At 53.6% G+C, this 16,405-nt stretch carries 14 protein-coding genes; 3 read left to right on the plus strand and 11 right to left on the minus strand.

From position 1 onward, the window contains the following. Nucleotides 1-139 precede the first annotated feature (139 nt). Genes EDC54_RS16375 through EDC54_RS16385 form a run of 3 tightly spaced genes read right to left on the minus strand, consistent with a single transcriptional unit; the run spans nt 140 to nt 1,985 of the window. Nucleotides 140-685, minus strand: coding sequence for a 1,2-dihydroxy-3-keto-5-methylthiopentene dioxygenase (locus EDC54_RS16375; RefSeq protein ID WP_132458796.1), 546 nt, complete (start codon nt 683-685; stop codon nt 140-142). After that, nucleotides 682-1,371: an acireductone synthase gene (gene mtnC, locus EDC54_RS16380; protein WP_132458799.1), complete on the minus strand. Its 690-nt coding sequence runs from the start codon at nt 1,369-1,371 to the stop codon at nt 682-684. Before mtnC ends, EDC54_RS16375 begins: the two co-directional genes overlap by 4 nt. After that, the gene (locus EDC54_RS16385; protein WP_132458802.1) at nt 1,368-1,985 is read right to left on the minus strand and encodes a methylthioribulose 1-phosphate dehydratase; all 618 of its coding nucleotides are present in this window, start codon (nt 1,983-1,985) and stop codon (nt 1,368-1,370) included. The genes mtnC and EDC54_RS16385 overlap by 4 nt, the downstream gene beginning before the upstream one ends. A gap of 158 nt (nt 1,986-2,143) precedes the next feature. On the opposite strand from EDC54_RS16385, the gene EDC54_RS16390 reads away from it, so the two are divergent. Together EDC54_RS16390 and EDC54_RS16395 are read left to right on the plus strand one after the other, a co-directional pair. Further along, on the plus strand, nt 2,144-3,301 hold the full coding sequence (locus EDC54_RS16390) for a pyridoxal phosphate-dependent aminotransferase (protein WP_132458805.1): 1,158 nt from the start codon (nt 2,144-2,146) through the stop codon (nt 3,299-3,301). After that, complete coding sequence (locus EDC54_RS16395) at nt 3,289-4,056, plus strand: amidohydrolase (RefSeq protein ID WP_132458808.1); 768 nt, start codon at nt 3,289-3,291, stop codon at nt 4,054-4,056. The genes EDC54_RS16390 and EDC54_RS16395 overlap by 13 nt, the downstream gene beginning before the upstream one ends. 49 nt (nt 4,057-4,105) lie before the next feature. Here the strand turns inward: EDC54_RS16395 and EDC54_RS16400 are convergent, their stop codons facing one another. From EDC54_RS16400 to EDC54_RS16410, 3 genes are all read right to left on the minus strand, one after another. After that, nucleotides 4,106-5,080 (minus strand): glycyl-radical enzyme activating protein, encoded by a 975-nt coding sequence (locus tag EDC54_RS16400; RefSeq protein ID WP_230514545.1) that lies wholly within the window; start codon nt 5,078-5,080, stop codon nt 4,106-4,108. A 28-nt stretch (nt 5,081-5,108) separates the two neighbouring features. Then, entirely contained in the window at nt 5,109-7,589 is a 2,481-nt protein-coding gene (gene hpsG, locus EDC54_RS16405) for a (2S)-3-sulfopropanediol dehydratase (RefSeq protein ID WP_132458814.1), read from the minus strand. Nucleotides 7,590-7,712: 123 nt separating this feature from the next. Beyond that, nucleotides 7,713-8,651 carry a sulfonate ABC transporter substrate-binding protein gene (locus EDC54_RS16410; RefSeq protein ID WP_132458817.1) on the minus strand — a complete coding sequence of 313 codons (939 nt, stop codon included), beginning with the start codon at nt 8,649-8,651 and terminating at the stop codon, nt 7,713-7,715. A 546-nt stretch (nt 8,652-9,197) separates the two neighbouring features. Here EDC54_RS16410 and EDC54_RS16415 point away from each other — a divergent pair. Continuing rightward, entirely contained in the window at nt 9,198-10,526 is a 1,329-nt protein-coding gene (locus EDC54_RS16415) for an aminotransferase class III-fold pyridoxal phosphate-dependent enzyme (RefSeq protein ID WP_132458820.1), read from the plus strand. Between the two features lie 62 nt (nt 10,527-10,588). Here the strand turns inward: EDC54_RS16415 and tauC are convergent, their stop codons facing one another. From tauC to EDC54_RS16440, 5 genes are all read right to left on the minus strand, one after another. Continuing rightward, nucleotides 10,589-11,416 carry a taurine ABC transporter permease TauC gene (tauC, locus tag EDC54_RS16420; RefSeq protein WP_132458823.1) on the minus strand — a complete coding sequence of 276 codons (828 nt, stop codon included), beginning with the start codon at nt 11,414-11,416 and terminating at the stop codon, nt 10,589-10,591. After that, nucleotides 11,413-12,216 carry a taurine ABC transporter ATP-binding subunit gene (gene tauB, locus EDC54_RS16425; RefSeq protein ID WP_132458826.1) on the minus strand — a complete coding sequence of 268 codons (804 nt, stop codon included), beginning with the start codon at nt 12,214-12,216 and terminating at the stop codon, nt 11,413-11,415. Before tauB ends, tauC begins: the two co-directional genes overlap by 4 nt. Before the next feature lie 54 nt (nt 12,217-12,270). Further along, complete coding sequence (gene tauA / locus EDC54_RS16430; RefSeq protein ID WP_132458829.1) at nt 12,271-13,248, minus strand: taurine ABC transporter substrate-binding protein; 978 nt, start codon at nt 13,246-13,248, stop codon at nt 12,271-12,273. A 656-nt stretch (nt 13,249-13,904) separates the two neighbouring features. Further along, nucleotides 13,905-15,164 carry an allantoate amidohydrolase gene (hpxK, locus tag EDC54_RS16435; RefSeq protein ID WP_132458832.1) on the minus strand — a complete coding sequence of 420 codons (1,260 nt, stop codon included), beginning with the start codon at nt 15,162-15,164 and terminating at the stop codon, nt 13,905-13,907. Beyond that, nucleotides 15,161-16,405, minus strand: coding sequence for a pyridoxal-phosphate-dependent aminotransferase family protein (locus tag EDC54_RS16440; protein ID WP_132458835.1), 1,245 nt, complete (start codon nt 16,403-16,405; stop codon nt 15,161-15,163). Before EDC54_RS16440 ends, hpxK begins: the two co-directional genes overlap by 4 nt.

A 16,405-nucleotide genomic window follows, 5' to 3' on the forward strand; every position in this document is an offset into this window, starting at 1 on the left:
GCCAGGGTTCCCAGGGCGACGGCGATTGAGCCGCCCTGGGTCGGGCGTTTCGGAACATGCAACATAGAGCGGCAAAGGTAGAAACGCACGAAACATACTCGTTCATTCATAGAGCGTTCGTTTACAACAAGCTCTAGAGCTATCGCTCCAGCTTCGGATACGCATCCGCGATCTTATCGCCGGTAAAATGCGCAATCCACCCTTCCGGGTTGTCGAACAGGCGAATGGCAGTGAAGTACGGCTCCGGCCCCATATCAAACCAGTGCGCGGTGCCCGCCGGGACGGACAACAGGTCGTTCTTTTCGCACAGAATCTGGTAAATCTTGCCGTTCAGGTGCAGGCAAAACAGCCCTGCGCCTTCCACGAAAAAGCGCACTTCATCCTCGTGGTGCACATGCTCGGATAAAAACTTGGTGCGCAGTTCCGCACGCTGCGGATTATCCGGGCGCATGCTGATCACATCCCAGCTCTGATAGCCTTTTTCCGCCACCAGTTTATCGATTTCATGCTGGTAGGCCGCCAGCACCTCTTCAGATGAGGGGGTATCGCTCAGTTTCTGGCCCGCTTCCCAGCGTTCAAAACGGACACCAATATCGCTCAGTTGCTTCTGGATCGCGTCAGCATCCTGACTTTGCCAAACCGGCTGGCTTGCATCGCTGTCGCTAAAAATGGTTAATCCACTCATTGGGCGTACTCCGGTAAGTCGATCTGGTCAAAACGCGTCACCTGACGGTGACGGCTCACGCTATCCGCGTCATCGCGGATAAGCTGGCAGGTGTGCCAGCCGGCTTCCTGCGCGGCATCCAGTTCCTGACGGATGTCAGACAGAAATAACAGCTGCCCGGCAGGCAGCCCGATAGCTTGCGCAATCGCGCGATAAGCGTCGCTCTCGCGCTTCGCGCCAACGCGGGTATCGAAATAGTCGCTCAACAGCGGGCGCAGATCCCCCGCATTGCTGTAGCCGAACAGCAACTGCTGCGCTTCCACCGAACCTGACGAGTAAACATACAGACGCAGACCTTGCTGCCGCCATACGGCGAGCTGCACAGCGACGTCAGGGTACAGATGGCCCTGAAAATCGCCGTTATGGTAGCCCGAACGCCAAATGATGCCTTGCAGCAACTTCAGCGCGGTGGATTTACGGTCTTCATCCATAAACTGATTCAGCGCGGCAATCAGCGTGTCGCTATCCGCATCCGGCTGACCCAGTTCCTGACGCAACGCATCCAGCGCCTGCGCGATCTCAGGATCGCGATCGTGCTGTCGCACCGTAGCAGCGAGACGCCCGCGGGCATACGGGAACAGTACATGGTGAACAAAACGGATATCGCTGGTGGTGCCTTCGATATCGGTCACAATGGCCTTAATCATGCTTTTGCCTCCAGCAGTCGTCGTTGCAATTCGCACTGGAACAGGAATTCGAGCCCTTCAAGATGGCGGCGTGCTTCCTTCACCGTGGCCCCCCAGCAGTAAAGGCCGTGACCGCGCACCAGAAAACCGTAGCGAAGCGGTGTATGGCTGGCATAGTCGGCGACCCGCTGCGCCAGCGCCGGAATATCCTGATCGTTATCGAAAATCGGGATCGCCACGCGCGCCAAATGGGTAGACTGCCCCGCCAGCGATTTTTGCATTTCATAACCGTGCAGCACCAGTTCAGCGTCCTTCTCGACCCGGGACAGCACCGTGGCGTTCACCGAATGCGTGTGCAACACCGCGCCGATGGTCGGATCGCGGCGATACAGCAGCGTATGCAACCCCGTTTCCGCCGAGGGCGTGCGACCGCTCGGCACATGATTCGTGGCGATCTCCACCAGCAGAAAATCCTCGGCCTGAAGACTGCCTTTGTCTTTACCCGACTCGGTAATCAGGCACTGCGCGTCATCAAGGCGTACCGACATATTGCCGCCGGTCGCCGGACACCAGCCCTTTTCGCCAATCCAGTGGCAGGCCGCAAGCAGCGCCGTCAATTGTTGATGTTCAGTCATAGGGCTTCCTGTTTCTGGTGTGTGCACGTTAGACGCTTTTGCTATGGCTTAGTCCATAAATGAATTTAGCCGTTTAAACGTCCAAGCGTCTTGATTGCCAAATACTAACAGCATGTTATATTACCAGGCAATACAGGCTTGCAGGAGTCCTACCCGCTATGAGCGCCGCTCTGATCCCCGACAGTAAACTGCCTTCGCTGGGCACCACCATCTTCACCCAGATGAGCGCACTGGCCCAACAGCATCAGGCCATCAATCTATCACAAGGTTTCCCTGATTTTGACGGCCCGGACTATTTACAGCAGCGGCTGGCGTATCACGTCAGTCAGGGCGCTAACCAGTACGCGCCGATGACCGGCGTCGCGCCGCTGCGTCAGGCGATTGCCGAAAAAACGCACGCGCTGTACGGCTGGCGACCGGATGCGGAGAGTGAAGTCACCGTCACCGCGGGGGCGACCGAAGCGCTGTTTGCCGCCATTGCGGCGCTGGTCCGCCCCGGCGACGAAGTGATTTGTTTTGATCCCAGCTATGACAGCTATGCGCCTGCCGTCACGCTGGCAGGCGGCAGACTCAAGCGCATCGCCTTACAGCCGCCGACGTTTCGTGTGGATTGGTCGCAGTTTGCCGCGTCGCTGAGCGATCGCACCCGGCTGGTGATTCTGAACACGCCGCATAACCCGTCCGCCACCGTCTGGCAGAAAGCCGATTTTGAACAGCTGTGGCAGGCGATTGCCGCGCGTCATATCTTCGTGCTGAGCGATGAAATCTACGAACATATCTGTTTCGCGAGCGACGGGCATGCCAGTGTGCTGGCGCACCCATCGCTGCGTCAACGCGCGATTGCCGTCTCATCGTTTGGCAAAACCTTCCACATGACCGGCTGGAAGGTCGGCTACTGCGTCGCTCCCGCGGCATTGAGCGCGGAAGTGCGTAAGGTTCACCAATACCTGACGTTCTCCGTGAATACGCCCGCGCAGTTCGCCATCGCCGATATGCTGCGCGAACAGCCGCAACACTGGCGCGAACTGCCCGATTTTTATCGCGCCAAACGCGATCGCTTCATCAACGCGCTGGCGGACAGCCGTTTCGAGATATTGCCCTGCGAAGGCACCTACTTCCTGCTGGCGGATTACCGGGCGATTTCCGATCTGGACGATGTCAGTTTCTGCCGCTGGCTGACCGAACACGTTGGCGTCGCCGCCATCCCGCTGTCCGTCTTTTGCGCCGAACCGTTCCCAAACACGTTGATTCGGCTATGCTTTGCTAAACAGGAAGATACGTTGGATGCCGCCGCGGAGCGTTTATGTCGACTTTAACGATTTCATTGCTGCAACAGCCGCTGGTCTGGCGCGATGGGGAGGCCAACCTGCGCCACTTCGATACCCTACTGGCCGAGATGAGCGGGCGTGATGTGATTGTTTTGCCAGAGATGTTCACCACCGGTTTTGCGATGGAAGCCGCCAAAGGCAGCCTGGAACAAGAGGTGGTGGAAACGTGGTTGCACCAGTGGGCGCGCAAGACAAACGCGCTAATCGGCGGCAGCGTCGCGGTGAACACGCCAAAAGGCGCGGTGAACCGTTTCCTGCTGGTCGACCCCTACGGTAAGGTGTACCACTACGATAAACGTCACCTATTCCGTATGGCGGATGAACACCACCACTATCAGGCGGGAACGGAGCGTATCACCCTTGAATGGCGAGGCTGGCGCATCTGCCCGATGATCTGTTACGACCTGCGTTTCCCGGTATGGTCACGCAATCGGCAGGACTACGATCTGGCGCTGTACGTCGCCAACTGGCCTGCGCCGCGCTCAACACACTGGCAGACGCTGCTGGCGGCGCGCGCCATTGAAAATCAGGCCTACGTTGCAGGCTGCAACCGCGTCGGCACTGACGGCAACGGTCACAGCTACCGTGGCGACAGCCTGATTATTAATGCGCAAGGGGACATTCTGGCCTCCGCCGCCCCCAACCAGCCCGCCTGTCTGGATGCCGAGCTGTCTTTGGAGGCACTGCAAAGCTACCGGGAATCCTTCCCCGCGTGGCGCGACGCCGATCGCTTTACGCTGTAAACGTATTGACGGGCAGGCATCGCCAGAAGCATGGGGCCTGCCGACGCCATTATGTCGCCGGCGCGCCATAGCGCTCGCCGAACAGGGCTTTCGCCCGCTGAATAATATCGGCGCTGACATCATCGCTAAGCGGTTGTTCTTTTGGAAAATACTCCCGCCCAAGCAATCGGTATTTATCACGACCTAAACGATGATAAGGCAGAATTTCATAGCTTACCTGCGGCAAAGGCGAAATAAAATCAATAATCGCACGGATGTCCTCCCAGTTCGCATTAAATCCGGGGATTAGCGGCGTGCGGACATGTATTGGCAAGCGCGGGAAGGTTTTTCCTAACTGCAATAAGTTGCTCAGAATGCGGCGATTGCCACGGTGAGTAAATTGGCGATGCCGCTCATCATTAAGGCTCTTAACGTCAAAATAGATAGCGTCTGTATAGTCAGCAATCTGGCGTAAATCAGACCAATTTCCATCGCCGCAGGTTTCCAGTAACGTATTGACTCGCCTTCTTCTCGCCTCCTTCAATACCGCCAGCGTAAACGCCCCTTGCATCAAAGGTTCGCCACCGCTCAGCGTTAATCCCCCACCTGAACGCCGATAGAAAATACTGTCGGACTCGACAATATCCAGAACCTGACGCACCGTCATCTGCTCGCCAAAACCATGCAGAGCCTGCGTTGGACAGTGAGTCGTGCACGCCAGACAGTTGGAACAGAGGTTGCGATCGAGACATATCTCGCCGGTTGGCGCATAGCTCAGCGCCGCAGTCTGGCACTGGGAATCACACAAACCACAGTCCGTACTGCCCAGACATTTGCGAACATCAACAGCGATTTCCGGCTTGCCGCTTTGGGATTCTGGATTACTGCACCACTCACAGCGTAGCGGACAGCCTTTGAGAAACACCACTGTCCGGATCCCCACACCATCATGCAGAGAATAGCGCTGGGTATTGAATACCCAGCCCGTTAGGATTTCGGGATGAAGCAACTTCGCTTCACACGTCTCGCTTAACCCAAAAACCATATCGTTATTTTCCCTCAACATTCACCGCCTAAAACATTTCATGCCCGGTTCGGGCGATCAGATCATCCTGTAAATCCGGTGACAGATCGGTGAAATAAGCGCTGTAACCCGCGATGCGCACAATCAACCCACGATAACGTTCAGGGTCGGCTTTTGCTGCCAGCAGCGTTTCCCGGTTAATAACGTTAAACTGCACATGCCACAATTTCAGGTCGCACCAGGAACGGATTAAATCACACAGTTTGCGTGTCCCTTCCTCACCAGCAACAATCGATGGCGTGAACTTGATATTCAGCAAACGGGCCGCGCGTTCGCTAAATTGGTAATTTTTGGTCTGATAGTTAGACAGCAGCACCGCCGTCGGGCCTTTAGCATCACATCCCTGCGAAGCAGAGGAGCCATCGGACAGCGGCATCCAGGCTTTACGTCCATTCGGTGTGGCATGCACCACTTTGCCAAACGGCACATGGGAAGTGAAAGGCACCAACCTGAGATCAAGGTGTACACCAAGCGCTTTTGAATATTTGCGGGTAAAATCCAGGCAGACTTTATCCAGAGTCTTACCAATAGCATCGGCATAAGGGTCATTGTTGCCATATTTTGGCGCACTAGCCAGCAGCGCTCGCAATACCTGATGATGCGTAAAGTCATCCTCCAGCGCCTCTAACAGCTGAGACATAGTGATGCGCTGCTCTTCGTAGACCAATTTTTTAATGGCCGCCAGCGAATCAATGACCGTTCCATAGCCCATAAACTCGAAATAGCCTAAATCAATCCCGCCTTCAATCACCGGCTGGTGAATATCTTTACAGGCAGCCATCGATAAATCGTGTAATGCCGACCCCAACGGCCAGGCGAAATGTTTAGCACGCAAATCGATAATGATCTTCTGCTGAATAAAAGCATGACGGAGAAAGTTATTATGCTGTTTGATGTAGGCTTGCCAGAAATCCTCCCACGAGGAGAAATCACGCGGATCGCCGGTCTCCAGACCAAGTAACTCCGTACCGTGACGCTGCATCCGACCGTTATAGAGCGTCATTTCTAACGCCGCGGGGAAATTGATGTAAGCGCAAGGGCTGGTATAAGTATCGCGGTTTGGCATCCGGCATTCGGCGCAGCCTGAAACCGCATAATCATAAGCTTCAGAAAACGTCGCCCCCTTAGACAGTAAAAGTGGGACGACCTCTTCATCATTAATCAATTTCGGAAAGCCGGTGCCTTCTTTAATTGTCTCTGCAATATCGTGAAGAAAATGTGTGGGAGTCCGGTTATGAATACGCGCGGCCAAGTCTGGATAGTGTAAAGGGAACTCGCGTTTGGAGCGTAAAAATAGATGGGATAAAGCATTGGTGGCATCCATCCCTTCCGGCGTCTGCCCACCGATCGTCACCGCTTCCCAGTGTGCATAGCCCTCATTAAAAGCCCCGCCTGTCGGTGAGATATACAAGTCAACAAACTGCGCCATCGCGACCCACATACATGACAGATATTCCAACACCTGTTCGTCATCCAGCACGCCCTGCTCAATATCCCTTTGATAGTAAGGAAAAAGATATTGGTCCATACGGCCATTGGAAATAATCGTACCGGTCTTCTGCTCCAGACGAGAAAACAGTTGGGTAAACCATTGCGCTTGCAGCGCGTCGCGGAAATCCCGCGCGGGGTTTTCCGGCACCCATTCGCAACGTTCCGCAATTTCCAGCAACTCCGACTTCCGCCGGGGATCACGTTCTTTCTCCGCTAATTCTCTGGCAAGCTGCGCATGGCGTTTAGCCCACAACACAATCGCGTCGGCAGCGAGAATAATCGCCTGTAAAAATGGCGCTTTCTCCATGCTTTCAACAGGATTAAACGGGTCAAGCTCTGCCAGACGCTGCTCGGCATCCTGCCGAATGCCCTTAAAGCCTCGTTTCAAAACTTTTTCATAATCATGCACCCACTGAATGGATGAACGAAAGGAAGAAGTTTCATTGACGATAAACCGCGAAGTCTGGCGATCTTCAGGATCGTAAGTCAGACGCAGCGTTTCTTCCGGCAATGCCTGCGATAAATGCTCATGGTAGGTTTTCCCCCGCCAGTACGGAGAAATTTCTTCATAGATGACGGCGCAATCCCGCTCATCAATACTAAAGGGAGACTCCTGTCGTGAGGGAAGCTGCCTAATTGCCTCATCAAGAAAATCGCCGTCCAGCTCAGGATATAAAATACCATAGCGCCCCGGCTTGCCAGCACGCCCGACGATCAACTGCCGCTCATCAACATAGACCGTTATATTCTGAGCAATATGGTACATCGCTTTTGCCCAGCGTAAGATCAGCATTTGCCCTTCGGTTTCACGCATCGACTCCGTGAAATAGCGAGCGCGCTCCACATCGATACTCGGTCTTCCCTGCTGAATCTCTTTCAATAATGTATCGGTTCTGTTCAGACTTTTTGCTTTTGGCGCTGCTTCACGTTGCAAAAGGAGTGACTCTTGAGGACTCAAAACTGTCGCATTCTGATTCATTACGTTACCTCTAAATCGTTAGGCGTAAACGCCAGACCCTGCACGGAATACGCCTTGAAGGGATTACCCTTTATTCCGGCACGACCAGACAAGATTGCGGGCCAGTGACCGACCCGTGATGGATTACTGCGGTTGGGTCCAGACCGCCTGCTTGATATCCAGCTTTTTCGGGATCAATTTCAGGTCGGTGAAGGTATCGGCAATACGCTGCTGACCAGCAATCACCTCAGGCGAAATAAACTGCGCGTCATAGCCCTGCCGCTCAATGGCAAGCTGCGTGATATCCTGAGGAAGCCCTAAGAGCGGCGCAATCTGACGGGCAACCGCCTGTGGGTCGTCAACGGCCTTCTTACCAATCAGACGGATCTCTTCGATCAGTGCGGTAATCACCTGCGGGTGTTGGGTTGCGAAATCACGCGTCGCCAGATAAAACTGATAGTTGTCGACAATTCCGCGCCCATCGCGCAGCACACGGGCGTTGATCTGTTTTTCCGCGGCGGCGCTGAAAGGATCCCAGATAACCCAGGCATCGACGCTGCCGTTTTCGAATGCCGCGCGGGCATCGGCGGGGGGCAAATAAACCGGCGTGATATCGCTGTATTGCAATCCGGCCTCGTACAGTGCGCGCACGAATAAATAGTGAACGTTAGAGCCTTTATTTAACGCAATTTTTTTCCCTTTGAGTTCCGCGACCGATTTCAGCGGCGAATCTTTCGGCACCAAAATCGCTTCCGCCGTCGGGGAAGCCGGTTCATTGGCGATATAAACCAGACTGGCGCCTGCCGCCTGAGCGAATACCGGCGGTGTTTCTCCCGTAAAGCCAAAATCAATCGCACCAATATTTAACCCTTCCAGCAGTTGAGGCCCGCCGGGAAACTCCTTCCATTCGACCTTAACATCTTGAGAACGCAATCTTTTTTCAAGAGAGCCTTCCCCTTTCAATAATACCAGCGTTGTCGCCGATTTCTGGTAGCCGATCCGCACGACATCAGCGGAATAAGCCACCGCCGACAGCGCCATGGACACAATAAGAATAAAACTATTACGCAAAATATTGCTCATAAGCACACCATAGAATGAGAAAATATAATGCATCCTAACCTTCATCAGGAAAGGGTATTAAATATCACTTATGGATAAATATATTTATTTTTTATCTAAAATTTAGAGTATTAACAAAGCATTGACAAGACGTTAAAAAAACAAAACACAACGTTAATTAAATTAAGGTAATTTTAGAATATCAACAAATTAGCGTCTGGTTTTTCGCACAACGTTATCGTCTATTTACGATAGATAAAAAACGGGAATAAAAAGAAAAATATCATCTTTGACATGATGGGATAGTTTATAAAATATGGTCCTTCTTTATATCCAACATAGCCTAAACCATTCGAATCACAGGACAAAACCTTATCGTTTTGAACAATATGCGCGTTGACTATCACGAAACTCAGAGATAAGCCGAATAGAGCCAGCGCCCATGTCGCCTGAAGTATGACGGCGGTATCTCATGCACAATGCAGCTTTTATTATCTAATTGATAATTAAATTAATCATACATGTTGCATAGATGTCAAATATTCTTACAAAGTCAGGTAACTCATCATGAGCAATAATCAGAAGTATTCCAGCCATATTCTTAATGACAACTTTTGGCTTCCCTTTACCCCCAATGGCGATTTCCGTCTGGACCCAAAACTATTTACTCAAGCGGATAAATTCTATTATCAGGACGACGCGGGGAATCGCATATTGGATGGCGTGTCTGGGTTATTTACCTCGGCGTTAGGCCACCGTCGTCAGGCGATTTCCGATGCAATTTATCAGCAACTGATGACATTGGACTACACCCCCAGTTTTTACCGCAGCCACCCTCTCGCGTTTGAAACCGCAAAAGAGCTGGCTAAAATTCTCCCGCCGCAGCTTGACCGCCTGTTTTTCGTCAATTCCGGTTCCGAGGCCATCGACAGCGCGCTGAAAGTGGCGCTAGCCTACCAGCGCGCACGGAAACAGAGTTCGCGAACCCTGTTTATTTCCCGCGAGCGGGCCTATCACGGCGTGAATTTTGGCGGCGTCGCTTTAAGCGGGCTGACCAATAATCGTCGACAGTTTGCCGGCAGTTGGCCGCAGGTTGTCCACCTGCGTCATACCTGGCTGGAGGAAAATCGTTTTCAGCGTGGTCAACCCCAATCCGGCGACTATCTGGCTGACGACTTACAACGGCTGGTTGAGTTACACGGGGCGGAAAATATTGCGGCCTGCGTGATCGAACCTATCGCCGGTTCGACTGGCGTGCTGGTTCCCCCGAAAGGCTATCTGGAGCGAATTCGACTACTGTGCGACCGTTACGACATCCTGTTGATCATGGATGAAGTGATTTGTGGATTTGGACGAACCGGTAAAGCGTTTGCCAGCCAAACTTTTGCGATCCGACCCGATATCATTACGCTTGCGAAAGCATTAACCAATGGTACGCAACCTATGGCTGCCGTCGCGGTCGACCGCCGAATTTATGACTGCATAGTGAATGCCGCGGGCGAGCAAGAGATTGAGTTTTTTCACGGCTACACCTGGAGCGCCCATCCGGCGGCGTGCGCGGCGGCACTCGCCACCCTACGCTTGTACCAGGAAGAAAACACCTTTGCTAATGGCGAAAAACTCAGCCCTTATTTTTTAGATAACTTATTTGAACTACAGGGGATTCCGATAATCAGCGATATCCGTGGGTTTGGACTCTTAGGCGGAATTGAACTGCAACCGACAGAAAAACCGGGACAGCGCGGCTATCAATTACAGAAAAAGCTTTTTGAACGCGGATTGCATCTCAAATCCACCGGCGACACCTTAATTCTGGCCCCGATCCTGTCCGCGGATCCCGCCTATATTGATGAGCTGTTCAGCATCCTGCGGCAGGTGCTCAGCGAAGAAAAATAGCCCCATCTCTTCCGTTGCCATCGTTATGCTCTGCGGTGGCAACGGAAAAATCGCCTAACCTATTATTTGCCTTGCCAGGGAACCAGTTTACGTTGCAAATAGCGCAAGGCCATCTCCATGATAAAGGCAATCGCGGCGATAACCAGAATTCCCAGAATGACCACGTCCGTCAACAGGAACTGTGAAGCGGCCTGAATCATGAACCCCAGCCCTTGCGTCGCGGCGACCAGTTCTGCGGCAACCAATGTCGACCACCCCACGCCTAAACCAATACGCACGCCGACCAGAATATCCGGCAGAGCGCTGGGTAAGATGACATGGCGAATAAGCTGCGCCGGCGTGGCCCCCAGCGTCTGAGCCGCGAGAATCCGGGTCGGATCGGTGCTACGGACGCCGTCAGCGGTGGCAATCACAATTGGTGCCAGAATGGCCAGATAAATGAGTAATACTTTTGAAAACTCCCCAATCCCAAACCAGATCACAATCAAGGGGAGATAGGCCAACGGCGGGATGGGGCGATAAAATTCAATCAACGGGTCAAAAATTCCGCGCAGCGTCCGGCTGCGACCGATGGCAATCCCCAGTGGGATCGCCGTGCACAATGCCGCCAGTAAGGCCAGCCCGATACGTTGCAGACTGGCGAATAAATGGTGCCAAAGCGTGGCATCCATATACCCGACGGTGATCAGCCCCCACAGTCGTTGTAACACCACATCAGGCGCAGGAAGAAACAGCGGCTCGACAAGACCAAACCACGAGACCAGCCACCATGCGATCAGCAGCCCGCTAATACTAAGACTGCTGATCACAATCAACGGAATCGGTTTCTTTTCCGCGGGCGATTGTCGTCGATGACAGTGTGGCTCAACAGAACGTTCTACAGCGCTCATGATTGTGCCTCCTCATTATGCGGTAAAAATTGTTCACGTTCGGAAAAGACGCGGGAGAGGACCTTTTCCCGCGTTTCAATAAAAGCGGGATCGGCTTTTATCGATCGTGCGCTTTCCCCATTCGCGTAACGCGTACCAAATCCCAGTTGTAAATGTTCGATAATTCGTCCGGGGTATGGCGACATCAGAATCAAATCGGTCGCAAGAAATATCGCTTCTTCAATATCATGCGTAATCAAAAACATCGGCTTCGCGGTTTTTTTCCACACCGAGAGCAACAGCTCCTGCATCTGTTCGCGTGCAAACGCGTCCAGCGCGCCAAAGGGTTCATCCAGCAGTAAAATCCGTGGGTCGGCGGCCAACGCTCTGGCAATACCGACACGCTGGCGCTGTCCGCCGGAAAGTTGCCAGACGGCGCGACGATCGTATCCGTCCAACCCGACCTGCGCCAATAAGCGCCGCGCTTTTTGTTCACGCTCTGCCTGCGGCATATCGGCCAGTTTCATCCCGAAGGCCACATTTCCTAATACATCCTGCCACGGCAGCAAGGCATCATGCTGGAACACCACGCCCCGATCGGGACCCGGGCCGGTAATGGCTTTGCCATCGAGCAAAATGGCCCCCTTCGTCGGGTGGTGAAATCCGGCAATCAAGCTGAGCAGCGTCGTTTTTCCGCTGCCAGAAGGCCCGAGCGCCACCATAAATTGTCCGGTTGACAGCGTAAAAGAAATATTTTTCAGCACGGGCTGCTCGTTCGCCGCATAACGCATGCCAACACGTTCGAGTTGCAATAGTGTCATTCTTTATCCATCAGCAAAGCTGCGCCTATTTCCACCCAGGGGCAGACATAAAAATCAGTCGGGAATAAACCGTGACGTCACATAAGGAGAATAATCCGGCAATACGGTATCAATACCTCGCTGTGCCTTCAGGAATTCCGCCGTATCACTAATCGCTTTAACGGTTTGCTCGCCAAGTAATTCTCGTTGTTCACTGGCCAATAGATAGGTATTTCCCTGAAGTAAACCCGGGATATCTTCGGCTTTCGCGCCCGTAATTTTCGCCAGTTTCTCGATATGACTGCGGTCTGCCAGCCAGCCCTGAGGATCCTGACGGAAATGGGTATAGGCATCCTGAGTGACTCTGGCAAAGGCTTTTGCCGCCTGAGGCTGTTTATCAGCAAAATCTTTGCGTACTAACCAGACATCAAATGTCGGCGCATTGAGTTTTGCTAAATCGCCCGAGGAAATGAGCACGTTGCCGTTCGCTTTCGCCACACCCAGCGCCGGTTCCCAGGTATACGCCGCATCGATATCCCCCCGACGCCAGGCGGCGCTAATCGCAGGTGGATTCAGATTCACGATGTGAACCTGTTTGGCGTCAATATTCCAATGCTTCAAAGCAGCCAGCAGACTGTAATGACTGGTGGAAACAAAAGGCGTAGCGACTTTTTTACCGATTAAATCTTCGGGTTTCTCAATGCCCGCACCATTGCGCACCACCAGCGCTTCACTGGCGCCAAGTTGAGAGGCAATCAGCAGCGTTTCAACCGGCACTTTCCGGCTAACCGCGGCGGCAAAAGGACTGGAGCCGAGATAGGCTATCTGCACATCGCCGGAAGCGACTGCTGCAATCACCTCTGTTCCCGAATCAAATTTTCGCCAGTCTATTTTCAAGCCCGTCGCTTTTTCATAATCGCCATCGGCCTGCGCGACCTGCGAGGGATCGGGGATCGTCTGATATGCAACGGTGAGATCGGCGGCTTTAGCAATAAAGCTAATTCCGGCTAACAAGCTTACTAGCAATACAGAACGAAAAAAAAGATAGCGCATCTTTCCTCCTGAAATGGAAATATCACTATTCCCACACATTAATTATGAGATATCAATATACGATGGAAATAAAGCGCAAGACACATTATCTATAGAACATATAAAACTACCGTTTTCTGAAAAATAACTATAACCAGATAAATTCAGTAATATCAGTAATATCAGTAATAAACCTTATTCATATGACGTCGCATTCTCTCAATGATATCGAAAATCACCTGTATGCCGCCTATTGATTCACCGCATAATTTACTGAGTGTGCCCATCGGAATGCCTATATCGCTTTCATATCTCTAAAATTATTTAGGACATACACAGACTTCGAAAAAATATAAATATCCGCACACCACTTGTTAACATTAATATTACATTATTATCGAAAATAAGTTTCACTGCTTTTAAGATACTTATTGTCATGATGAATTATCAGCATCTGCGCTCTGATTGATATCATCCTACAAGAATGCGTTTCATTACCAATATTTCTGGCTGAGGCAAGAATAAGATGAATATAAGAAGTTTCCCGAAAATAATTTCAGATCACAATGCTTAGGCCGTTCTTAGCAGATAAATAATCTTGATGTACTGAGCGCCATAAACGGCGCTCTGATAGGTGAATGGTGTTATTACGTTGGAAAAGATGAAACCGACATCGCTTATTTAGCCCGATACGCGAATACGGTATTCCCCAGAGCCCTGACAGCCAGCGCCACGTCCGCCGTGGTAACGGATTCATCGGGATGGTGGCTGATACCGCCGCGGCAGCGGACAAACAGCATCGCCACCGGCCAGCGTTCAGCGATGGCGATGGCGTCGTGCCCCGCGCCGCTCGGCAGCATCAGCGTCTTTCCCTGTACCTGCGCCACCGCCTCGTTTAATACCGACTGTAATGCCGGATCGCAGCGGGTGGCCGCAATACGATAATATTCCTCCGCGCTGAACTGGCAGCCGCGCTGGTGCGCGATTTTCTGCCCCAGCATCAGGAGTTTTTGCAGCAGCGCCTCCAGCGACGCATCTTCCGGCCCGCGAATATCCAGCGTCAGCTTCACCTCGCCGGGGATCACGTTTGCCGCGCCCGGTAAACATTGCAATGAGCCAAATGTGGCGACCAGATGAGGATCGCTTTCCCGCGTAATCCGTTCTGACTGCGCCATCCAGTCGGCCGCCGCCGCCAGCGCATCCTGGCGCTGCGTCATCGGCACCGTGCCCGCATGCCCCGCCAGACCGAGGAACGTGCAGTTAAGCCGCCGTGCGCCGTTGATTGCCGTGACCACGCCCAGCGCCAGATCCTGCTGTTCCAGACATGGCCCCTGTTCGATGTGCAATTCCAGATAGCCGACGATGTCGCTGACCGGACGCGCGGCCTGCGCGACCTGAAGCGGATCCAGTCCCGCAATGGTCAACGCCTGCGCGACGCTGGTCCCTTCCGCATCCTGACACGCCAGCCAGCTCTCCGGCCAAGTGCCGGTTATCCCCCGGCTGCCCAGCAGCGTGATGCCAAAACGCGTGCCTTCCTCATCGCCGAAGCCGATAATTTCCAGCGCCACGGGCAGGCGGATCCCCTGTTGATGGAACGCGCGCACCACTTCAATGGCCGCTAATACGCCCAGCATCCCGTCGTAGCGTCCGGCATTGCGTACCGTATCCAGATGCGAACCGAGCAGCAGCGCGGGGGCATCCGGCGTCTGTCCCTCATAACGACCGCAAATGTTGCCCACGCTATCCTGCCAGACGTTCATCCCCGCTTCGTGCATCCATTCCCCCACCTGCGCATTGGCGCGCAAATGCTCCAACGACAGGTAGACGCGGGTCAACTGGCCGGGCGTTTCGCTGATTTCCGCCAGCGCATCACAGAGCGACATAACCCGTTCAGCGGCGGCCTGTGCCACAGCGGGCGACATCAACATGTCACTCATGCGCGCCCCTCATCCGCCGCGTAACAATTCCAGGCGGCCTGCAAGCCTTCGCCCTGCACGGTGCGGAAGCCAAGACGATTCAGCACTGCCTCCAGCGCCGTCAGCGTTTGCATCACGCAGTCTTTACGCGCGTTATAGCCCATTGTGCCGATGCGCCAGATTTTGCCCTGAAGCGGACCAAACGAGGTGCCGATCTCAATGGCGAAATCTTCCAGCAGCAGCTTGCGCACCTGCTCGCCGTGCACGCCGTCAGGGATCACCACGCCCAGCACGTTATTCATTTTGTGATTAAGATCGCCGAAGATTTCCAGCCCCATACCCTGAATCCCCGCGACCAGCGCATGGCCATGCAGCGCATGGCGGGCAATGCTGCGATCCAGCCCTTCTTCGAGGATCACCCGCGCACACTCGCGTGCGGCGAACAGCATGCTTGTCGCTTCCGTATGGTGGTTCAGACGCTCCGGCCCCCAGTAATCCATCACCATGCCGAGATCGAAATAGTTGGAATAGATCATCTCATCGTCGCCGTCCTGATGCGTGTCCGTGCGGATCCCCTGCTCCACACATTTGCGGCGGCGGATCACCGCTTCCATCTGCGGGCTAAGCGTGATCGGTGAGCTGCCGGACGGCCCGCCCAGACATTTCTGCAATCCGGCAGAGACCGCATCCAATCCCCATTTATCCGTTTCCAGCGGGTTGCCGCCGAAAGACGCGGTGGCATCGGTATAGAACAATACGCAGTGACGACGGCAAATCTCTCCCAGCTCGGCCAGCGGTTGCAGCATGGTCGTGGAGGTGTCGCCCTGCACCGTCAGCAACAGACGCGGGCGTACCGTTTTAATGGCCTCTTCAATCTGGTCAGGCGAGAACACTTCACCCCACGGTACTTCAATGGTATGAACATCAGCCCGACAGCGGCGGGCAATTTCACACAGCAGATGACCAAACCGACCGAACACCGGCACCAAAACTTTGTCGCCGGGACGGATCGCCGACAGCAGGATCGCTTCGATTCCCGCGCGCGAGGTGCCGTCCACCAGCATCGTCCAGCGGTTTTCCGTGCGGAAAAGCTGACGATAGAGCGCCATCACCTGATTCATGTAGTTCGTCATTGCAGGGTCATACTGCCCCACCAACTGACTGGCCATGGCCCGTAATACGCGCGGATCGGCGTTGATCGGCCCCGGCCCCATCAGTAAGCGATGGGGGGGATTAATTTGCGCGTACAGTTCGCTGTTCAT

Source organism: Samsonia erythrinae (genome assembly GCF_004342665.1).
GTDB classification, from domain to species: Bacteria; Pseudomonadota; Gammaproteobacteria; order Enterobacterales; family Enterobacteriaceae; genus Samsonia; species Samsonia erythrinae.